Genomic DNA, 20,715 nt, shown 5'->3' on the forward strand with positions numbered 1-20,715 from the left:
CCGCGCGGTCGATGCGGACCAACGCCGGCCCGGGCCGGCTGCTGATCGCGGTGTACCTGATCTTCGCGATCGCGGCCACCAGCCGGGCCGGCCTTCAGATCGTCACGAGGTTCGACGAGGCGCCACTGGCGTACCTGCTCTCCGCGCTCGCCGCGGTGGTCTACATCGTGGCGGCGGTGGGCCTGGCCCGGGCCGGGCACGCGGGCCGCCGGGTCGCGCTCGCCTGCTGCGCGGTCGAGCTGGTCGGGGTGCTCGGGGTCGGCGCGTTCAGCCTCGTCCGACCCGACCTCTTTCCGGACGAAACGGTCTGGTCCGGTTTCGGCAGCGGCTACGGCTACATCCCCCTGCTGCTCCCCATTCTCGGCCTGGCCTGGCTCGCGAAGACCCGGTAAGGAAGGGCCCCTTGTTAACGCCTGGTGTATAGCAAGGGCCCCCTATTAACGCAGCAATCCGCTTAACGCACCCAGCCGCCTAGCGCACCCAACCGCTTAGCGCACCCAACCGCTTAACGCACCCAGCCACGCGCAGCCGACGATCAGTCCTTCGGACCGCCCGCGACGTAGACGACCTGACCGGAGACGAAGGACGCGCCCTCGCTGACCAGGAACGCGATGGTGTGAGCCACGTCCTCGGGCCGCCCCACCCGGCGGACCGGGATCTCCGCCTCGGCGTGCTTCTGCAACGCCTCGAAGTCGATTTTCATTCGCGCGGCGGTGGCGGCGGTCATGTCGGTGACGATGAAGCCGGGCGCGACCGCGTTGACGGTCACCCCGAACGGCCCCAACTCGATGGCGAGGGTCTTGGTGAAGCCCTGCAAACCGGCCTTGGCCGTCGAGTAGTTCGCCTGACCCCGGTTGCCGAGCGCCGAGGTGCTGGAGAGGTTGACGATCCGGCCCCACTTGGCCTCGACCATGTACTTCTGCGCGGCCTGGCTGAACAGGAACGCGCCGCGCAGGTGTACGCCCAGGACCGTGTCCCAGTCGACGTCGGTCATCTTGAACAGCAGATTGTCCCGGAGCACACCTGCGTTGTTGACAAGCACGGTCGGCGCGCCCAACTCGGCGGCGACCCGCTCGACGGCGGCCTCCACCTGGGCCCGGTCGGCCACGTCCGCGCCGACGCCGAGCGCCCGGCCGCCGGCCGCCGTGATCGCGTCCACGGTTTCCCTGGTCGCCGACTCCTCGATGTCGATCACCGCGACGGCGAGCCCGTCGGCGGCCAGCCGCTTGGCGGTGGCCGCCCCGATCCCCCGCGCCGCCCCGGTCACGATGGCGACCCGCTGCCCCTCCGACATGCCTACCTCCCGGTAACTTGGCTTGACCGCAGGAGCCTAACCCACCCGAAACCCGGCGAGATCCGGCTAGCACCGAAGCCCGCCGGGTCCCACCGACGCCACCTCGCGTGACCACGCGGAGCCGCGCCGCCACGCTCGGAGCCGCGCCGCCACACGCTCGGGGCCGCGCCGCCACGCTCGGAGCCGCGCCGCCACGCTCGCTCGGGGCCGCGCCGATCAGGTACGCCAAGAGCGGCAGAGCCGGATCCAGCGGTAGCCGTAGCCCGCCAGCGCCAGCTTGTCCAGCTTGCCCACGTCACCGTAGTTGCGGTCGGCGAGCACGTCGATGGGCAGGTCCGCCTCGGGCTGGAGCAGGCTCAGGTCCACCTCGACATCGGTGGTACCCAGGTTGTGCAGGAAGACCATCGTCCCGCTCGGCCCGTCGGCCCGGTGCGCCAGCACGCCCGGCGGCATCGGCACGTCGATGTGAGTGGTGGAGCCGAAGCCGATCTCCGGTGCCTCCCGGAGCGTACGGATCATCCGCTCGAACCAGCTGAGCAGCGAGTTGCGGTCCCGCCGCTGGAGGGTGACGTTCACCTTCTCGTACCCGAAATCGCCCTTGTCGATGACCGGGCGGACCAGCTTCTCCGGCTCCGCCGCGGAGAAGCCGGCATTGACCTGGCTCGACCACTGCATCGGGGTACGGATCGCCTCCCGCCCGTCCAGCGACAGGTCCTCGCCCATCCCGATCTCCTCGCCGTAGCGCAGCACCGGGGTGCCGCGCAGCGAGAACTGGAGGGAGTACGCCAACTCGATGCGCCGCCGATCGTTGCCCAGCATCGGTGCCAGCCGGCGGCGGATGCCCCGGTCGTAGATGCGCATGTGCTTCTCGGGGCCGAACTGCTCGTACACCTGGTTGCGTTGTTCGGCGGTGAGCCGGGACAGGTCGATCTCGTCGTGGTTTCGCAGGAAGGTGGCCCACTGCCCACCCTCCGGCAGGGCCGGGGTGTCGCGCAACGCCTCGATCACCGGTTCCGGGTCCTGCCGGGCCAGCGCCAGCATCAGCCGGCCGTTGAGCATGAAGTCGAAGAGCATGTGCACCCGGTTCGCCGAGCCGCCGCTGTCACCGAAGAAGGCGGGCAGTTGGTCGGGCTCGACGTTCGCCTCGGCGAGCAGGAGGCCGTCGCCGCGCCGCCACTGCACGTGCTGGCGCAGCTCGGTCAGGAACGGGAAATCCAGCTCCGGGTTCGGGTCGCCGGGCTCGGTCCGCTCGATGATGAACGGCACCGCGTCCATCCGGAAGCCGGCCACCCCGAGCTGGAGCCAGAACGACATGATCTTCTTGATCTCGGCGCGTACCGCCGGGTTCTTCGTGTTCAGGTCGGGCTGGAACTTGTAGAAGCGGTGGTAGTACCACGCCTTCGCGGTGCGGTCATAGGTCCACGTCTCGTGCTGCTCGCCGGGGAAGACCATGCCCTGGTGCCGGTCGGCCGGTTCGCGCTCGGACCAGACGTACCAGTCACGGTAGGGCGAGTCCGGCGAGGAGCGCGCGGACTGGAACCACGGATGCTGATCGGAGGTGTGGTTGACGACCAGGTCGATGATCACCCGGATGCCCCGGTTGTTCGCCTGGTGCAGCAGCTCGGCGAAGTCGCCGAGGGTGCCGAACCGGGGATCGATGTTGTAGAAGTCCGTCACGTCGTACCCGTCGTCGTCATTCGGCGACGGGTGGATGGGGTGCAGCCAGAGGCAGGTCACGCCCAACCGGGCCAGGTAGTCCAGCCGGCTGATCAGCCCCGGGATGTCGCCGACTCCGTCACCATCGGAATCGGCGTACGTGTCGATGTCGAGGCAGTAGACGACCGCCTCCGAGTACCACCTGTCAGACATGCCCCCGTACCTTCTCCGAGGTGGGCGGACGGCAAACCCGTCAGCCCGTTACGGTGCCGTGATGCGAAGCATCGAGTGGTCGAGCGGCAGTTGGCGGCAACCGCCGGTACGCGTGACCGAGGAGCCGGACGGCAGCCTGAGCGTCGAGCCGGCCGCCGGCAGTGACCTGTGGCGGCACACCAGTTACGGCTTCGTGCACGAGGACGCCCCGGCACTGCTCGCGCCCTTCCCCACGGGCAGCGCGGTCGAGGTGGACCTCCGGCTGGACTATGCCGAGCAGTTCGACCAGGCGGGCGTACTGGTGTGGGTGGACGACCGCAACTGGGTCAAGGCCGGCGTCGAGGTCAGCGACGGCCAGCCCCAGGTCGGCGCGGTGGTGACCCGCGAGTCTTCCGACTGGTCGGTCGCGCCGGTTCCGGACTGGGCGGGCCGGGAGGTCAGCGTACGGGTCAGCCGCTGCGGTGACGCGCTGACCGTACGCGCCCGGGTGGCCGGGGAACCCTGGCGGCTGGTCCGGCTCGCCCCGCTGGCACCGGACGCCACCGCCTTCGCCGGCCCCTACTGCTGTGCACCCTCCCGGGCCGGGCTCACCGTCCGCTTCACCGGCTGGCGGCACGGCTCGCCCGACGAAACCCTGCATCCCGACCCGCCTCATTGATCATGAAGTTGTCGTTACCCGTCACGACAACAACTTCATGATCAACGGGCGGTAGCGCGGGTCAGGGCAGCGTGCGCAGGTGCGGGGCGACGGTGCGGGCGAAGTTGTTGTTGTGGGTGACGTCCCAGTTGACGGACCAGGTCATCGCACCGCGCAGGGCCGGGTAGGTACGCGGCGGACGGAAGCTGCCGCAGTTGGTGCCCCGGGTCAGACAGTCCAGTGCGGCGTTGACCACGCTGGGCGCGACGATGCCACCACCGGCCGCCCCGGGACCGGCCGGCAGGCCGAGCCCGACCTGGTCGGGCCGGAGCCCCGCCTCCAACTGGATGCAGGCCAACGCCACGATGAAGTTCACCGTGCCCTGGGCGTACGCGGCGTTGTTGTCGCAGCCAAGCATCGCCCCGGAGTTGTAGAACTGGGTGTTCACCACGGTCAGGATGTCCCGGATGTCCAGCGCCAGCTTGAAGTAGCTGCTCGCCGGGTTCTGCATGTCTATGGTCTGCGGCGCCATCGCGATGATCAACCGGCTGCCCACCTTGGACCGCAGCGACCGTAGCGCCTGCGCCATGTAGGTCGGGTTCAGCCCGTTCTCCAGGTCGACGTCCACGCCGTCGAAGCCGTAGCGCTGAATCAGGGCGTACACGCTGTCGGCGAAGGCCGTCGCGGACGCCGCGTTGTCCACCACGACCCGACCGGTCTCCCCACCGACCGAGATGATGACCTTCTTGCCCCGGCTCTGGAGGGTCCGCACGTCGGCGGCGAACTCGGCGTCGGTGTAGCCGCCGAGCGACGCGGCGAGCCCGGGGTCGACGGCGAAGCCGACCGCGCCGGGGGTGCCGGTGGCGTCGGCGAAGGCGACCGCGACCAGGTCGTACTCGTTCGGCACGTCGCGCAGCCGCAGCTCGACCGCCGGGTTGTCGAAGTTGTGCCAGTACCCGGTAAGGATGTGCTTCGGCAGCCCGGTGACCGGCGGCGAGGTGGTCGGCGGCGGCGTACTGGTGGGTGAGGTGGTCGGCGGCGGCGTGGTGGTGGGTGGCGGCGTGGTCGGGGGTGGCGGCGTGGTCGGCGTGGTTCCGCCGCCGCAGGCCGCGCCGTTCAACCGACAGTTCGTCGGTACGCCGGAACCGTTGCCCAGGAAGCCGAAGGAGACCGAGGTGCCCGGGGCGATGGTGCCGTTCCACGAGCGGTTGGTGAAGGTGTACCGCTGCCCGGTCGAGGTGAGCAGGGCGTCCCAGTAGGTGCCGACCGTGCTGCCGGCGGGCAGGTCGAAGCTCAAATTCCAGCCGTTGACGGTGGCGGTGCCGCCGTTGGTGATCGTGTACTTCCCTTCCCAGCCCGAGCCCCAGTCGGACGTCTTGACGAAGCTCGCGGTGACTCCTGCGGCGTACGCGGCAGGTGCCAGCCACACCGCGCCCAGTGCGGCGGCCAGCGCACCGACCACCGACAGCACCAGGGTCCTGGACCGTTTCATGTGCCCCTCCAGACCGGACAGAAATCCATCGTCGTCAACCTGACGCCTATTATTAAGACTGTTAACTATTTCTGTCCAGAGGGGCGGTGCGAGTGGTTAATAAGGGGCCCCTGCTCTACCGGAGGCGTTAACAAGGGCCCCTTCCTTGCACCTCAGCGGCGGAAGTGGAACCAGTTGACGTTTACGAAGTCGTTCGGCTGGCCGCTACTGAAGGTGAGGTAGACCGTCTGCCGGCCGGTCACCGAGGAGACGTTGCCGGGCACCGTGCGCCAGCTCTGCCAGCCGCCGGTGTTGGCGATGGCGAAGCTGCCGATCGGCGTGCTGGTCGGGCTACCGATGCGCACCTCGACCAGGCCACTCACCCCGGCCGCCGCGCCGGAGGCGACTCGCGCCACGAAGTCCCGGGGGCCGGGCGAGCCGAAGTCCACGTTGTCGAACCGGACCCAGTCGCCGTTGCGTAGCGCACCGATGTTCTGTCCGCCCTCGGAGCAGCTCTCGACGAGCACCCCGTTCTGCGCGTTGAAGGACTCGGCCTGGATCGTCGCGTACGCGTCCCGCGCGCCGCTCGGCGGCGGGGTGGTGGTGGCCGGCGGTGGGGTGCTGCCGCCGCCCCGGCTGTAGACGGCCACGTAGTCGACAAGCATCGGCCGCCCCGGCACCGTCGCCGAGGTCGGCGTGACGCTGCCAGCCACACCGTCCGGGAAGGCACCGCCCATCGCCACGTTGAGCAGCAGGAAGTAGCCGGCGTGACCGGTCATCTGGGACCAGTACGGCTCGCCGATCCGGCTCTGGCTGACCGTGTGGTAGAGCTGCCCGTCGACGTACCAGCGCAGTTGCTGCGGGCTGACCGAGGCGTCCCACTCGAAGCGGTAGGTGTGGAAGGCCGACTGGCAGGTGCTGCCCGGGCAGGCACGGGAGGCGCCGATGCCGTTGAACTCGTCGCACGGCCCGCCCGGCGCGACGCCGCAGTGCAGCACGCCCCAGACCGTGTTGAGCCCGTTCACGTTCTCCATCACGTCGAACTCGCCGACGCCCGGCCAGTTCTGGTAGTTGCCCCGGTACGGCGATCCGAGCGCCCAGAACGCGGGCCAGTAGCCGGAGGCGGCGGCACCGGTCACGTTTGGCATCTGGATCCGGCCCTCGATGGCCAGTACGCCGCCGGAGGGCGGCTTGAAGTTGCTGCGTACCGTCTCGATCCGGGCCGAGGTCCAGCGACCGGAGCTGTCCCGCAGCGGCGTGATCCGCAGGTTGCCGCTGCCGTCGTGACTGACGTTTGCGGTGCTGTTGGTGTACGTCTGGATCTCGCCGGTGCCCCAGTTGGGCGGGCCGCCCGGGTAGCTGGTGCCGGTGTCGATGATCCAGTTGCTGGCCGAGGGCAGGGTGCCGGCCGCGCCGGTGAAGTCGTCGCTCCAGACCAGGCTCCAGCCGGACGGCGGCGGCGGCACGGCGGCGTCGGCGGTGGCGGCGAGCCCGGCCAGACCGGTGGTGGCGGTGATGAGCAGGGCCAACGCCAGCGGCAGCCGGCGTCGAGCGGGCAGGGCGGCGGGGGCCGCCGGGACAGGTGACATGGGACGTGCCTCTCTACGGGAACGGGCACAGAGAGCGCTCTCTCACGAGTTGTACGTCGCACCCTCGCAGTTGTCAATGCATCGATGGAGCGGATCGGTCCAGGTGCCGACCCGACCGGGTTTCCCGCGCCCAGCACAGCGGGTACATGCCGGCGACCGGGCGCGGACGGACCGCACCGGCAGGAGCGGACGGTGGTGGCGATGGTCAGGCAGGCAACGGCAGCTCCGAACCCGGCGGCCGAGCAGACCGACCTGCTCACGGTGGGTGTCGAGGAGGAGTTCCTGCTCGTGGACGCGGACCGTGGAGTCGCGGTGTCCGCCGTCGACGCGGTGCTGGACCAGGTCCCCGCCGAGCTGCGGGGGCAGGTGGAGCGGGAGTTCCAGACCAGCCAGATCGAGATCGGCAGTCCGCCGGGGCTGGAGCTGGCCTCCATCCGGCACTCGCTCGGCCTGCTCCGCACCGCCCTGGCCGACGCCGCCGAGCGGGCCGGCGTACGGCTGCTCGCGATCGGCACCGGCCCGGTCGACGGCCCGGTGCCGCCGGTGGTCGACAAGCCCCGCTTCGACCGGATGGTCGAGCGGTACCGGCTGCTGGTACCCGGACCGGGCAACAACGGCATGCACGTCCACGTCGGGGTGCCCGATCCCGACACCGGCGTACAGGTGCTCAACCACGTCCGGCCGTGGCTGCCGATCCTGCACGCGGTCACCACCAACTCACCGTTCTCCCGGGGCGAGGACACCGGTTACGCCAGCTGGCGTTCGATCGAATGGGAACGCTGGCCCTCGGTGGCACCGACCCCGTACCTGGTCAACCACGAGCATTACCAACGGCTGATCCGCCAGCTGATCGGCAGCGGCGTGATGCTCGACGAGGGCATGCTCTACTGGTACGCCCGCCTGTCGGCCAAGTATCCGACGGTGGAGCTGCGCATCGGCGACGTCTGCCCGACGGTGGACGACGCGGTGCTGGTCGCCGCGCTGGTCCGCGGTCTGGTGGCGACCGCACTTGACGACATCGCCGCCGGCCGGCCACCGCTGCCCACCGACCATCATCTGCTGGTCGGCGCGCACTGGCGGGCCGCGCACGACGGGCTGGAGGGTTCGGCGGTCGACCTGAACACCGGTGAGCTGCGGCCGGCGTGGGACGTGCTGCACCAGTTGGTCGGGCGGCTCGGTCCGGCCCTGGAGCGGCACGGTGACCTCGCCGAGGTGACCGGCCTGCTGGAGCAGCTGCGTCAGCACGGCACCGGCGCGGCGCGGCAGCGTTCCGCGTACGCGCGCACCGGTCGGATGGAGGATGTGGTGGTGGAGGTGGCGCGACAGACCCGGGGCGAGCTCCCGAAGTGACAGGAGGGTTCCCGTGGTGGAACGGATGATCGTGGTCGGTGGGGACGCCGCCGGAATGGCGACCGCCGCCCAGGCGCGGCGGCGCCGGGACCGCAGCGATCTGGAGATCGTGGCGTTCGAGCGGGGACACTTCACCTCGTACTCGGCGTGCGGCATCCCGTACTGGATCAGCGGTCTGGTGACCGATCGCGAGCAGTTGGTGGCGCGGGATCCGGCGACCCACCGCGAGCAGTTCCACATCGACGTGCGGATCCGGCACGAGGTGACCGCAATCGACCTGGACCGCCGCGAGGTGGTCGCCCGTGACCTGGACGGCGGCGGCGAGGTCCGGGAGCGCTTCGACACCCTGATGTACGCGGCCGGGGCGGTGCCGACCAAGCCGGACTGGGCCCGGACGACCGCCGCCGGGGTGTTCGGCGTGCAGACCCTCGACGACGGCTCGGCGCTGCGCAAGTGGCTGGAGGACGAGCCACGGCCCCGGCGCGCGGTGGTGGTCGGCGGCGGCTACATCGGCGTCGAGATGGCCGAGGCCCTGGTCCTGCGCGGCCTGTCGGTCACCCTTGTGGAACGGGACGAGCAGCCGATGTCGACTGTGGATCCGGACATGGCCCGGCTGGTCACCGAGGCGATGCGCGGGCTGGGCGTGGACATCCGCACCGGCGTGCAGGTCACCGGGCTGGCCGAGCGCGACGGCCGGGTCCACGGGGTGGACACCGACGCCGGGCACATCCCGACCGACCTGGTGGTGCTGGGTCTCGGCGTACGCCCGAACACCGCGCTCGCCGAGGCGGCCGGCCTGCCGCTCGGGCCGACCGGCGGGATCCGGGTGGACCGCCGGATGCGGGTCACCGGGGTACCCGGGGTGTGGGCCGCCGGGGACTGCGTGGAGACCCTGCACCGGGTCAGTGGGATGCCGGTGCACGTGCCGCTCGGCACCCACGCCAACAAGCAGGGCCGGGTGGCCGGGATCAACATCGGCGGCGGGTACGCCACCTTCGCGGGCGTGATCGGCACCGCGGTGACAAAGGTCTGCGACCTGGAGGTGGGGCGTACCGGGCTGCGCGAGCGGGACGCCCTGGCCGCCGGCTTCGAGTTCGTCTCGGTGATCGCCGAGTCGACCAACCGGGCCGGCTACTACCCGGGGGCCCGGCCGATGTCCGTGAAGCTGATCGCCGAGCGGCCCAGCGGACGGCTGCTCGGGGCGCAGATCGTCGGCCGGTCCGAGGCGGCGAAGCGGATCGACACGCTGGCCGTGGCGCTGTGGAACCGGATGACGGTGGACGACATGACCGCGCTGGATCTGGGCTACGCCCCGCCGTACGCCCCGGTCTGGGACCCGGTGCTGGTCGCCGCCCGCAAGGCCGTCGACGCCCTGGCTGGCTGACCCGTTTCTGTCGGTGGTGGGGGTTAGCGTGTGCGCGCGACCGTAGTCAAGGGCCGGCGCCACACCCCTCGGAGGACCCCATGCCGCAGGAGACGACCTACCTCGAACTGTCCGAAGTGGACGGTGGTGCGCACAAGTTCTACGAGGTGGTGGTCGACGACGCCAGGATGACCGTGCGCTACGGCCGGATCGGCGACCAGGGCCAGGTGAAGACCACCAGCTACCCCGACAACGCCCGGGCGCGGGCCGCCGCGGCCAAGAAGATCGGGGAGAAGGTCCGCAAGGGGTACGCCCCGGCGGTGCTCGGCGTACGCCAGAAGCGGGCCGTCTCCCGCCGGCAGATCGTCAGCACCCGCTCGACCGCCCGCACCGCACCGGTGCTCTGGCGGTACCACTCCGGCGCACCCGCGTTCGGCATCTTCGTCGACGGGCGCACCTGCATGGTGGGCAACGAGCGAGGAGTGATCACCACCCTCGACCACCAGGCGCGGGTGCTGGACCAGGTCCGCCTGCCCGACGGGGTGAAGTGCATCGTGGCCGACGACGACTGGATCTACGCCGGCTGCGACGACGGAAACGTCTACGACCTCTCCGGCAAGATCCCCCGGGTGGCGTACGCGATCGCGCCCGACATCGACATCTACTGGCTCGACATCCACGACGGCGTGCTGGGTGTCTCCGACGCCGACGGCGGCATCGCCGCGATCGACCACGAGGACGAGTTTCTCTGGCGACGGGCCGGGCGCGGCCAGTCGGCCTGGATGGTGCGCTGCGACGCCGACGCCGTCTACCACGGTGACTCGACCGGGGTGAGCGGCTACGACTGGCGTACCGGGCACCAGTTGTGGCACACCCGCACCGGTCCGGTGCTCTTCGGCTGGCAGGAGCGCGACGCGGTGTTCGCCGGCACCGCCTCCCGTGACGTGGTACGCCTCGACAAGGACGGCCGGACGGCCCGCAGATACCACGCCGACGCGCCGGTCTTCTCCTGCGCCACCGCCTCCGACGGCCGCTACGTCTTCGCCGGTGACAGCCACTCCTCGATCTACTGTTTCGCCGCCGACGGCACCCGGCTCTGGAAGCTCGGCACCGACTGCGGTTCGGCGTACTCGATGCAGTACCACGACCAGCGCCTCTACCTGGTCACCACAAGCGGCTACCTGGCCTGTGTGGACGCCAGCGAGCCGGCGATCCGGGCGGCGCAGGCGGGCGACCGGCCCGAGGTGGTCGACGTGAAGGCTCCCGCCCGACTGCCGGAGCCGGCCGCGTACACCCAGGTCGAGGTGGTCGGCGACGGCGGTGACGGGGTGGTCGTGGAGTGCGTCGAGCACGGCGGCCGGCTGCGGGTGCACGTGCTCTCGACCGGCTACCACCGCGACTGGTCGGTGCAGTTCCCCAAGGGCATCCGCGAACCCGGAGCGCGCTACCTGGTCACCGAGGTCCGGGAAGCCGGCCGGGGCGGCTTCTACCGGGCGTACGGCGACATCCGCCGCCTACGCTGACCGTTGTGGGACCGGGCGGACTCCGCCACCATGAGCCGGTGACCGGTGCGCTGCGGATCCCCGACGAGTTGAATTGGTTGCACGGCATGGCGGGCGGTCCGCAGTGGTTGGCCGGGCTGCCGGACCGCCTGGCCACCTGCGCCGCGCGCTGGTCGCTGCGGGTCGGCCCACCCTTCGGGTACGGGATGACCTCCCTGGTGGTGCCGGCCGACCTGCCGGACGGCACCCGTACGGTGCTCAAGTTGCAGTTCCCCGACGCGGAGAGCGAGCACGAGGCGACCGCGCTGCGCCGCTGGAACGGCGAGGGTGCGGTCCGGTTGCTCGCCCACGATCCCGACCTGCGGGCCCTGCTGGTGGAGCGCTGCGAACCCGGCACGCCACTGCACACCCTGCCGCTGGACGACGCCCTCGACGCGCTGGTGGGGCTCCTCCCCCGACTCTGGGTGCCGGCGACCCCGGCCCCCGACGACACGCCCCGGCCGACCCAGTCGCCTCCCGACGCGGCGGCTGGGCCGGCCGGGCAGCCGTTCACGACGCTTGCCGATGCGGTGGCCGGCTGGACGGTGCGGCTGCCGACCGCGTGGGAGCGGGCCGGCCGGCCGTACGATCGCCGGCTGGTCGACCTGGCGCTCGACCTGCTGGCCGGGCTGGCCGACAGCCAGGGCGAGCAGGTGCTGGTCAACCAGGACCTGCACGCCGCAAACGTGCTGCGGGCCGAGCGCGAGCCGTGGCTGGTGATCGATCCGAAGCCGCTGGTCGGCGAGCGCGAGTTCTCGGTAATACCGATGGTGCGCGGCACCGAGCTGGGGCACTCCGGCGCGGCGGTCCGGCGTCGACTGGACCGGCTCAGCGCCGAGCTGGGGCTGGACCGCGAGCGGGTACGCGGCTGGACGATCGGCCAGACGATGGCCTGGAGCATCGCCGGCGACAAGGTCTTCCACGACCACATCGAGGTGGTCCGCTGGCTGCTCGGCGAGCCGTGAGATGTTAGGAAGGGACCCCTCCTATACACCAGGCGTTAAAAGGGGGCCCTTCCTTACCTCTGGCAGCCCGAGCACCAGTAGAGGTTGCGGGCGGTGATGGTGCCCCGGCTGACCGGGGTGCCGCAGACATGGCACGGCTGGCCCGCGCGGCGGTACACGTACACCTCTCCCCCGTGCCGGTCGACGCGGGCCGGGCGGCCCATCGCCTCGGGCAGGTGCGCCGGCCGGACGGTGTCGATCCGGCCGGTGACGACGGCGAGCGTCATCAACTCCACCAGGTCGGCCCAGAGCGCCTCCCAGCCGGCGCGACTGAGGTCCCGGCCGGGCAGCGTGGGCGGCAGCCCGGCACGGAACAGCGCCTCGGTCACGAAGATCAACCCGGTGCCGGCCACCACCGACTGGTCCAGCAGCAGCGCCGCCAGCGGCGTGGAACTGCGCACAATCCGGGCGTACGCCCGCTGCGGGTCAGCGTCGCAACGCAGCGGATCGGGCCCGAGGCGGGCGCGCAGTGCCGCCGCCTCGGGCGGGGTGAAGAGTTCGCAGGCGGTCGGCCCGCGCAGGTCCAGCCAGTGCCGCTCGGTGACCAACCGCAGCCGGATCTGCCCCACCGGCTCGGGCGGCGCACCGTCGCCGTCGGTGACCTTGCCGTACAGGCCGAGGTGTACGTGCAGGATCAGCTCACCGGCGTAGTGGTGCAGCAGATGCTTGCCGTACGCCTCGGTGTGCTCCAGCACGGTGCCGGAGAGCAGCGCGGCACCCTCGGCGAACCGGCCCTGCGGGCTGGCGGCGAGCACCTTGTCCCCGGCGAACAGTTCGGCGTGCCGGGCCGCCAGACGATGAATGGTGTGTCCCTCTGGCACGCCGCCAAGCTTAGAGAGACCGGCACTTCACGCCGCTGCCGACCGGCCAGGAGCACATCCCTGAAGAGGCTTGATTTCAGCATGAAATATTGATTTCAGCATGAAATCAGACTCCTGACGACCATCGCCTCCACACGCCAGCCGGCTCCGCAGCGGCGGGTTCAGCGCCGGCCGACGAGGTGGGTGACGAACGCGCGCCAGGCGGTCGGGGCAAAAGTCAGCGCCGGACCAGCCGGGTCCTTCGAGTCCCGTACGCCGACCACGCCGGGCAGGTTGTCGGCGACCTCCACGCAGGCGCCGCCGTTGGTAGAGGAACGGGACGACTTGCGCCACCGCGCACCGGTCAGATCGTCCATGTCTTCGCCGCCTCCTTGAGCACGTCGAGGGTCTGCCCCAATGGGAGGGCTTCGCCACGGACCGCGTCCCATGCCAAGCCCAGGCTAGCAACCGCTCCGGGCTGGCCCGTGATTTGCGCGGCCACCTGGTTGTCCACATAGCCGGCGCGTGATCCGTCGGGCAGGTCGGCCAGGATGAACGCCCCGGCCAGTCCTGAGTAGATGCCAGCGGACAGTGGCACGATCTGCAACCGAATATGCGGCTGCTCGGCACAGGTCAGCAGGTGTTCGACCTGCTCAGCCATTACGTCAGAGTTGCCACACGGTCGTCGGATGACCATCTCGTCCAGCACCACAAAGAGCTGAGGAACCGGCTCACGGGCGAGGACTGCCTGCCGTTCCATCCGTGCCGCGACCCGTTGATCCAGCTCGGAAATGGGCGTGCCTGCCGCCCGGAACGTCGCCCGGGCGTACGCCTCGGTCTGAAGAAGTCCCGGCACGAACGAGTGTTCGTACCAGCGGAACGCGGTGGCCTCCCGCTCGATCTGTATCAATTCACGCAGCCAGACCGGAGCGGCGTCGTCCTTGACCAGTTCCTCCCAGAGGGTTGCGAGATGGCCGCCGGTGTTCAGCGCCTTGTCGACGGCGGTGAGGTAGGGCAGGGTCGGCGGCTTGGTTCCGGTCTCGATCGCGCTGACCTGGGAGTCCGAGCAGAAGACCAACTCGCCGAGCTGGGCCTGGGTCAGCCCGGCGGCCCCGCGGCGTCGCCGCAGCTCACGAAGCAGATACTCGGACGGCGAGATTCCCACAGCTTCCACACCCTTCCCTGGGGCGACACATCGTTCCGGATCGACTTGCACTCGTTCGCTACTTTCCGCGATCGAGCGATGACTATTCCGAGGCTAGAGGGCCAGCGTCCAGGGTGGAAGGACATCCAGACCACCGACGGAGGAGGCCACCCGTGTCCGTGCCAAGGCCCGCAAATGCCGTTCCGGTGTCCCGCTGGGCGAGCCGCCCAGCCCGCCCGGCCCCTGGTCGGCGCGCGGACGGGACGCCCCGGGTCGAACCCGGGGTTTACCTGCTGGCCCGGGATGCGTCACCGCAGTTCGCCAAGCCGATCACGGTACGAGTGATCCGCGAGCTGACCGACCGGCACACCTACCACGAGTGGACCTGGATCCAGGTCTACGAACTCGATCCGCACGGCGACGCCGTCGCCCGCCGCGAACTGTTCGTGCGCCCCGCCGGGATGCTCCCCGCACCCGAGCCGGGCAGCCGTCGCGCCCCCGGGCGGCGCGGCACGGCGAGGGACCACCGATGAGACCGTACCCGCGCGATCACGTCGCGTCCCGCCCGACGTGGCGCTGCCAGGCGTGCGGGATCGCCTGGCCCTGCTCGCCAGCGAAGCTGCGCCTGTTGGCCGAGTACCGGGACAACCTCCCGGGGCTCATGGTTTACCTGGTCACGCTGCGCGAAGAGGCCGCCGAACAGCTCGCCGAACAGAACGGCGGCACCCACCAGACGGACCTGCACTACCGCTTCACCGACTGGGTCCGCGCACAACGCTCCTCCTGAGGGCGATGGTTTATCGAACAAACGTTCTACCGACTCGGTCTCGGTGCAGTAGGGTCGAAGTAGCGACACTGAATCGAGCCCAGGTGACAAGTCTCCGCTGGTCGCTAGGCTCACCGACAGACAGACGCCCAAGCTGAAAGGGGGTGCCAACGGTGACCAGCGCGCATGACGTCGCAGCGGCGGTGCTAGGTGAGCTGGGCTCCATGACCGCCATGAAGCTGGAGAAGCTCGTCTACTACTGCCAGGGCTGGCACTTGGCACGCGAAGGGCGCCCCCTGTTCCAAGAGGCGATCGAGGCATGGCGGCAAGGTCCAGTGGTGCCACTCCTCTATCGCCATCACCGACGCCAGCGTGTGGTGTCCGAGTGGCCACACGGCGAAGCGTCCCGCCTGACACCTCCCCAGGTTGCCACCGTTCGCTACGTGACCAGCAGCTATGGCCAGTTCTCGGCGGCGGAGCTGTCAGTCATGACCCACAACGAGCTACCTTGGCGCGCCGCCCGGGGCGCTCTCCCCGAAGCTGCCAGTTCAACAGAACAGCTCGACGTCGACCTCATGCGCAGGTACTTCGCCCGGCAGGTAGCCAACGTCGAAACGGCTGTCGCCCTCGCCTCCGCGAACGCCGCCCTCGAGGGCAAGGAGTTTGACGAGGACTGGCAGGACAGACTCCGGGACGTCGCCGCCGGAGTTATCGATGCCGACGAGCTGATCGCTCAGGAAATCGCTCGGACCACCGGTGACCGAGACTGACCCTTACTGCTGGCCGGGTACGGACTGCCTACAGAACAAGCTCGGCATTACCGACGCCGATCAACTGAGCGAGGTCGAGTTCCGACTCGCGTCGATCCGAGAAGTACAGGCATCGCGGATGATCATCCCCGGCGGCTACGGCTTGGATCATCTCCAGTGCTTCCACCGGCACCTCTTCTCCGACATCTACCCATGGGCCGGGCAGACCAGGAGAGTCGACATCAGCAAACCCGGTGCGCGGTTTTGCCATTGGCGCTACATTGATGATCAAGTGAGCACCGTCCTCGGCCGGCTATCCGACGACGGCTTCCTGCTCGGCCTGCGTCCAGACGCATTTGTCGAAGCCTTGGCGCACTACTACGGAGAATTGAACGTCTGTCATCCCTTTCGCGAGGGCAACGGACGCACGATCCGCTCATTCCTGCGGCAGCTCGCGGCTGCGGCAGGTTACCTGCTGGACTGGTCCGAGCTGAACCCGGAAGCGAACATCACCGCCTGCCAACAGCACCTCGCCACTACCGACCCCAGTCTCCTGATCACCGTGTTAGGCCCGGTTGTCCGGCGGCTTCCCTGAGACGGTGAGTGACCGTTGCCGGCAGAGGGCCGGCCGGTCCGGCAGCCGGGATCACGGCCGCGTGCCCGGCGTCCGGGGCAGGGCGCTGTTACTGGGTGGTAGGGATTCTGGCCCGGTGTCTGGTTCAATTGCGCGTCGGGCCGCCGGCAAGGCAGCGGTCGAGCGCGACGAGGACGGTGGGTCATGGCGGATCGGATGCGTTGCGCGGTGCTGATCGGCAACAGCGACGGGATCGGGCTGGCGTTCACCCGCCGGTTGCTGGCTGACGGGTGGCGGGTCGCCGGGTTGTCCCGGCGGGACAGCGGCATCAACGTCCCGACGTACACCCACCACACGGTGGACGTGACCGCGCCGGACTACCCGGAGGTGCTGAGCAAGGCGATCGACGAGTTGGGGCGGATCGACCTCTGCGTGTACGCCGCCGGGATCGGTGAGCCGGTCGACCTGGCCGACCTGGACGCGCAGGCCCGTACCTTCGAGGTGAACCTGATGGGTGCGGTCCGCACGGTGACCACGGTCGTGCCCCACATGGTGGCCGTTGGCGACGGCCACATCATCGGGCTGTCCAGCCTCGCCGACCGGCTGGTCTCGGCCGAGGCACCCGGGTACGCCGGTTCCAAGGCCGGGCTGTCGTCGTACCTGATGGGGCTCTCGGCGGCGCTGCGCGGGCAGGGTGTGAGCGTGACCACGGTCCGGTTCGGCTTCGTGGACACCAAGATGGCCAAGGGTCCGGTACGCCCGCTGATGATCCCGGTCGACCGGGCGGTGGAGATCCTGGCGCGATGCGTACGCAATCGCCCGGTCTCGATCTCCCGTCCGCGCCGGATGGCTCTCCTCACCTCGGCGCTGGCTCCCTTCATCCGCCCGCGCTGATCCGCGCTGAATCCCGGTCGGCTCTCCGCCTTGGGCCGGCGCGGGTGTCGGGCAGCGGGCGGGTGGGTATCTGCGGGTCATCGACGCGCGTGGGTGGTGACGATTCACGGGGCTTGCGGCGCCCTCACGCACTACCAGGAGGTCAAGCCATGAGATTTCCTTCTTTCTCGCGCCGCGAGGAGCCGGCGGCCACGACGGCCGGCGAGGACGCCGACCGCAACGGTGCGGTAGCCACCGACACCCGCACCACCACCACCCGGCCCACCGTCGAGGAGCGCGACGACAGCCGCACCACCTACCGCAGCGGCACGGCGGCCCGCGCCACGGCCACCGACCGCGTCGCCGGCCGGGACGGCACCGGCATCGCCGGCCGGGACCGTACGGACGAGGTTGCCGGCCGGGACCGGGCCGACCGTGTTGCCGGCGAAGATCGCGCCGCCACCGAGCAGACGGCCGAGCAGCCCACCGGGGAGCGGGCCGCGGCGGCCCGTGCTGCCACCGCCCGTTCCAGCGTCGGCGGCTCCCGGCGTGCCCGCACCGCCGCCCCAGTCGGCACTCCGGACGCGGACCGGACCGCCGATCTCGACCGCCCCGCCGACCCGACCCGCACGACCGACCGGGACGGCACCGTCGAGCAGAGCCGCACCGTCGCGCCCGCCCGCACGACCGACCAGGACGGCACCGTCGAGCAGAGCCGCACCGTCGCGCCCGCCCGCACGACCGACCAGGACGGCACCGTCGAGCAGAGCCGCACCGTCGACGGGGAGCGGACGGTCGACCGGGATCGGGGGCCCGCTCCGGATGCCCCGCCGGCGCCTGCGGGACCGCGGCCCCGGGCCAGCCTGCTGGCCACCCTCGGGCTGATCGGCGCAGTGGCCGGCCTCGGCTTCGTGCTCACCGGGATCCTCGCCGGCTACGGCATCGCCCTGGGCGCGCTCGGTGCGGTGCTCGCCGTACTCGGGCTGATCGCCACCCGGCGGCGGCACATCGCCGGTAAGTCCGACGCGCTGTTGGGGATCGTCCTCGGCCTGGGTGCGGTGGTCGTCGGTGTGCTCGCGATGACCGGCCAGTACGACTGGCCGACCACCGACGGCGACACCGTGGCCCGCTTCCGCGAGTGGCTTGACTCACAGTTTGTCGATCGTTTCTAGTGGGCACATTTCGGCCCGCCGGTGGTTCACCGGCGCCCGGTCGGCGAGTTACCGGCCGAAGCCCGACCAGTTCTGGTGGTTCACCAGCCGGGCGCACTTACTCGTCAGGGGCGGCGATCAGCCGCCCCTGACGTCGTGTCCGGCCCTCTTCTCCTCCCCCTGCGCCGCCGTTACGCCGGTCTGGCGCCTTCCGCCCCGGCCGGATGCCGCCGTCCCGCCGGAACGGCGTTGATCAGGTCATCACCGCAGACGGCGTCGATCGAGCGGGCGTTGCAACGAACAGCCGACAAATGCCGCGCAGACGCAACGATCAGCTGCTCGTCGCAATACTCGACGGTGGATCCTGCGGGTCGACGCCGCATAACGTTGAGCCACGGCGCCAGCCCGTGGGCCGACGGTGGCCGGGCGCGCGGAGACCCTGGGAGCAGGACAATGACGATGGACGCCACCCGCCAGCGCTTTCTGATGTGCCGGCCGACGTACTTCGCCGTCGACTATGCGATCAACCCGTGGATGGACCCGAGCGCCCCGGTCGACACCGACCTCGCGGTCCGCCAGTGGGACCGACTGCGCCAGGTGTACCGCGACCTGGGCCACACCGTCGAGGAGATCACCCCGCTGCCGGGCCTGCCCGACATGGTCTTCGCCGCCAATGGTGGCACCGTGATCGACGGCAAGGCAATGGCCGTGCAGTTCCGCGACCCGCAGCGCGCCGACGAGGCGCCCGCGTACCGCGCCTGGTTCGAGGCCGCCGGCTTCGAGATGTACGACCCGAAGCAGGTAAACGAGGGTGAGGGCGACATCCTGCTGGCCGGCGACCACCTGCTCGCCGGCACCGGCTTCCGGACCGCACACGCCGCGCACGCCCAGTTGCAGGAGGTCTTCGGCTACCCGGTGATCACCATGCAGCTGGTCGACCCGCGCTTCTATCACCTGGACACCGCGCTCACCGTGCTCGACGAGCGGACCGTGGCGTACCTGCCGGAGGCGTTCAGCCCCGGCAGCCAGGCCGTGCTGCGCCGACTCTTCCCGGACGCGGTGCACGCCACCATGGCCGACGCCGAGGTGCTCGGCCTCAACGCGGTAAGCGACGGCCGGCACGTGGTGCTGCCCGCCCAGGCCACCGGTCTCGCCGCCCAGTTGCGCGACCGGGGCTACGAAACCATCGGTGTCGACCTGTCCGAGCTGCGTAAGGCCGGCGGTGGCCCGAAGTGCTGCACGTTGCGACTCCGTCAGGGAAAGGCGAGCAAGTGATCGAGGACATGCTGCGGACTCCGGCCGCGGTGCAGGACGCGGAGCGCCACACCGCGCACAACTACCACCCGCTGCCGGTGGTGATCTCCGCTGCCGAGGGTGCCTGGCTTACCGACGTCGACGGTCGGCGCTACCTGGACTGCCTGGCCGGGTACTCGGCACTGAACTTCGGCCACCGGCACCCGGCGCTGATCGCCGCCGCACACGCCCAGTTGGACAAGCTGACGCTTACCAGCCGGGCGTTCATCCACGACCAGTTCGCCGACTTCTGCCGCGAACTGGCGGCGCTCTGCGGCAAGGAACTGGTGCTGCCGATGAACACCGGCGCCGAGGCGGTGGAGACCGGCATCAAGGTCGCCCGCAAGTGGGGCTACCAGGTCAAGGGCGTACCGGCCGACCAGGCCAACATCGTGGTTGCGGAGGGCAACTTCCACGGGCGTACGACCACCATCGTCAGCTTCTCGACCGACTCCGACGCGCGGGCCGACTTCGGGCCGTACACCCCCGGTTTTCGGATCGTTCCCTACGGTGACCTGTCGGCGCTGGCCGAGGCGGTCGACGAGCACACCGTCGCGGTGCTGCTGGAGCCGATCCAGGGCGAGCAGGGTGTCGTGGTGCCGCCAGCGGACTACCTGCCGGGCGTCCGCCGGCTCTGCACCGAACGGAACGTGCTCTTCATCGCCGACGAGATCCAGTCCGGCCTGGGCCGTACCGGCACCACCTTCGCCTGCGACCAGGACGGCGTGGTGCCGGACATGTACCTGCTGGGCAAGGCGCTCGGTGGCGGCATCGTGCCGGTCTCCGCGGTGGCGGCCGACGCCGACGTACTCGGTGTGCTCAAGCCGGGCCAGCACGGCTCCACCTTCGGCGGCAACCCCCTCGCCTGCGCGGTGGCCACCGAGGTGGTCCGGTTGCTGGCCACCGGCGAGTTCCAGCGCCGCTCGACCGAGCTGGGCGAACGGCTGCACGCCGGTCTGCGGGCCCTGATCGGCAAGGGCCTGGTCGCCGTACGCGGCCGGGGCCTCTGGGCCGGTCTGGACATCGACCCGGCGCTGATGAGCGGCCGGGATGCCTGCGAACGGCTGATGGCGCGCGGGGTGCTGGCCAAGGACACCCACGGCTCGACCATCCGGCTCGCCCCGCCGCTGGTGATCACCGCCGAGGAGATCGACCACGCGGTCGCCCAACTGGCCGCCGTGCTCGCTGGCTGACCAGCCGATCCGACGACGGGCGCCGGGACTGATCATCCCGGCGCCCGCGTCGTC

At 70.4% G+C, this 20,715-nt stretch carries 20 protein-coding genes and 1 pseudogene; 14 read left to right on the forward strand and 7 right to left on the reverse strand.

Features of this window, described 5'->3' with window-relative positions; translation table 11 throughout:
* Positions 1–11 precede the first annotated feature (11 nt).
* Positions 12–389 (forward strand): annotated as a pseudogene (locus QQG74_RS26490) (hypothetical protein); the annotation flags it as partial.
* A gap of 146 nt (positions 390–535) precedes the next feature.
* On the opposite strand, the gene fabG reads toward QQG74_RS26490, so the two are convergent.
* Both fabG and QQG74_RS26500 read right to left on the reverse strand, forming a co-directional pair.
* Positions 536–1,294 carry a 3-oxoacyl-ACP reductase FabG gene (gene fabG, locus QQG74_RS26495; protein ID WP_341717407.1) on the reverse strand — a complete coding sequence of 253 codons (759 nt, stop codon included), beginning with the start codon at positions 1,292–1,294 and terminating at the stop codon, positions 536–538.
* 216 nt (positions 1,295–1,510) lie between these two features.
* Positions 1,511–3,163: an alpha-amylase family protein gene (locus QQG74_RS26500; RefSeq protein ID WP_341717408.1), complete on the reverse strand. Its 1,653-nt coding sequence runs from the start codon at positions 3,161–3,163 to the stop codon at positions 1,511–1,513.
* Positions 3,164–3,224: 61 nt separating this feature from the next.
* Between QQG74_RS26500 and QQG74_RS26505 the strand changes: the two genes are divergently transcribed.
* Complete coding sequence (locus tag QQG74_RS26505) at positions 3,225–3,821, forward strand: DUF1349 domain-containing protein (protein ID WP_341717409.1); 597 nt, start codon at positions 3,225–3,227, stop codon at positions 3,819–3,821.
* 61 nt (positions 3,822–3,882) lie between these two features.
* Here the strand turns inward: QQG74_RS26505 and QQG74_RS26510 are convergent, their stop codons facing one another.
* Positions 3,883–5,292 (reverse strand): cellulose binding domain-containing protein, encoded by a 1,410-nt coding sequence (locus QQG74_RS26510; RefSeq protein WP_341717410.1) that lies wholly within the window; start codon positions 5,290–5,292, stop codon positions 3,883–3,885.
* Positions 5,293–5,444: 152 nt separating this feature from the next.
* Positions 5,445–6,860 (reverse strand): carbohydrate-binding protein, encoded by a 1,416-nt coding sequence (locus QQG74_RS26515; RefSeq protein ID WP_341717411.1) that lies wholly within the window; start codon positions 6,858–6,860, stop codon positions 5,445–5,447.
* Positions 6,861–7,061: 201 nt separating this feature from the next.
* Between QQG74_RS26515 and QQG74_RS26520 the strand changes: the two genes are divergently transcribed.
* From QQG74_RS26520 to QQG74_RS26535, 4 genes are all read left to right on the forward strand, one after another.
* Positions 7,062–8,210, forward strand: coding sequence for a glutamate--cysteine ligase (locus QQG74_RS26520; RefSeq protein ID WP_341717412.1), 1,149 nt, complete (start codon positions 7,062–7,064; stop codon positions 8,208–8,210).
* A gap of 13 nt (positions 8,211–8,223) precedes the next feature.
* Positions 8,224–9,594, forward strand: a complete 1,371-nt coding sequence (locus QQG74_RS26525; RefSeq protein ID WP_341717413.1) for an FAD-dependent oxidoreductase — start codon at positions 8,224–8,226, stop codon at positions 9,592–9,594.
* A gap of 80 nt (positions 9,595–9,674) precedes the next feature.
* On the forward strand, positions 9,675–11,096 hold the full coding sequence (locus QQG74_RS26530; RefSeq protein ID WP_341717414.1) for a WGR domain-containing protein: 1,422 nt from the start codon (positions 9,675–9,677) through the stop codon (positions 11,094–11,096).
* Positions 11,097–11,134: 38 nt separating this feature from the next.
* Positions 11,135–12,079, forward strand: a complete 945-nt coding sequence (locus tag QQG74_RS26535; protein WP_341717415.1) for an aminoglycoside phosphotransferase family protein — start codon at positions 11,135–11,137, stop codon at positions 12,077–12,079.
* Positions 12,080–12,132: 53 nt separating this feature from the next.
* Here QQG74_RS26535 and QQG74_RS26540 read toward each other — a convergent pair whose 3' ends face one another.
* The 3 genes from QQG74_RS26540 to QQG74_RS26550 form a co-directional block, all read right to left on the reverse strand.
* Complete coding sequence (locus tag QQG74_RS26540) at positions 12,133–12,939, reverse strand: DNA-formamidopyrimidine glycosylase family protein (protein ID WP_341717416.1); 807 nt, start codon at positions 12,937–12,939, stop codon at positions 12,133–12,135.
* Positions 12,940–13,100: 161 nt separating this feature from the next.
* Complete coding sequence (locus tag QQG74_RS26545; protein WP_341717417.1) at positions 13,101–13,295, reverse strand: DUF397 domain-containing protein; 195 nt, start codon at positions 13,293–13,295, stop codon at positions 13,101–13,103.
* Positions 13,283–14,134, reverse strand: coding sequence for a helix-turn-helix transcriptional regulator (locus QQG74_RS26550; protein WP_341717418.1), 852 nt, complete (start codon positions 14,132–14,134; stop codon positions 13,283–13,285). Before QQG74_RS26550 ends, QQG74_RS26545 begins: the two co-directional genes overlap by 13 nt.
* A gap of 101 nt (positions 14,135–14,235) precedes the next feature.
* Between QQG74_RS26550 and QQG74_RS26555 the strand changes: the two genes are divergently transcribed.
* The 8 genes from QQG74_RS26555 to rocD all read left to right on the forward strand — a co-directional run bounded on the left by QQG74_RS26555 (position 14,236) and on the right by rocD (position 20,661).
* Positions 14,236–14,595, forward strand: coding sequence for a hypothetical protein (locus QQG74_RS26555; RefSeq protein ID WP_341717419.1), 360 nt, complete (start codon positions 14,236–14,238; stop codon positions 14,593–14,595).
* Positions 14,592–14,849, forward strand: a complete 258-nt coding sequence (locus tag QQG74_RS26560) for a flavin reductase (protein ID WP_341717420.1) — start codon at positions 14,592–14,594, stop codon at positions 14,847–14,849. The genes QQG74_RS26555 and QQG74_RS26560 overlap by 4 nt, the downstream gene beginning before the upstream one ends.
* 152 nt (positions 14,850–15,001) lie before the next feature.
* Entirely contained in the window at positions 15,002–15,598 is a 597-nt protein-coding gene (locus tag QQG74_RS26565; protein WP_341717421.1) for a type II toxin-antitoxin system antitoxin SocA domain-containing protein, read from the forward strand.
* The gene (locus QQG74_RS26570; protein WP_341717422.1) at positions 15,585–16,172 is read left to right on the forward strand and encodes a Fic family protein; all 588 of its coding nucleotides are present in this window, start codon (positions 15,585–15,587) and stop codon (positions 16,170–16,172) included. The genes QQG74_RS26565 and QQG74_RS26570 overlap by 14 nt, the downstream gene beginning before the upstream one ends.
* Before the next feature lie 183 nt (positions 16,173–16,355).
* Positions 16,356–17,045 (forward strand): SDR family oxidoreductase, encoded by a 690-nt coding sequence (locus tag QQG74_RS26575; protein ID WP_341717423.1) that lies wholly within the window; start codon positions 16,356–16,358, stop codon positions 17,043–17,045.
* A gap of 149 nt (positions 17,046–17,194) precedes the next feature.
* Positions 17,195–18,196 (forward strand): thrombospondin, encoded by a 1,002-nt coding sequence (locus QQG74_RS26580; protein ID WP_341717424.1) that lies wholly within the window; start codon positions 17,195–17,197, stop codon positions 18,194–18,196.
* Between the two features lie 438 nt (positions 18,197–18,634).
* The gene (ddaH, locus tag QQG74_RS26585) at positions 18,635–19,450 is read left to right on the forward strand and encodes a dimethylargininase (RefSeq protein WP_341721393.1); all 816 of its coding nucleotides are present in this window, start codon (positions 18,635–18,637) and stop codon (positions 19,448–19,450) included.
* Positions 19,447–20,661, forward strand: coding sequence for an ornithine--oxo-acid transaminase (rocD, locus tag QQG74_RS26590; RefSeq protein WP_341717426.1), 1,215 nt, complete (start codon positions 19,447–19,449; stop codon positions 20,659–20,661). Before ddaH ends, rocD begins: the two co-directional genes overlap by 4 nt.
* Positions 20,662–20,715: the final 54 nt, after the last annotated feature.

Origin of the sequence: Micromonospora sp. FIMYZ51 (assembly GCF_038246755.1) — a bacterium.
Taxonomy (GTDB): Bacteria; Actinomycetota; Actinomycetes; order Mycobacteriales; family Micromonosporaceae; genus Micromonospora.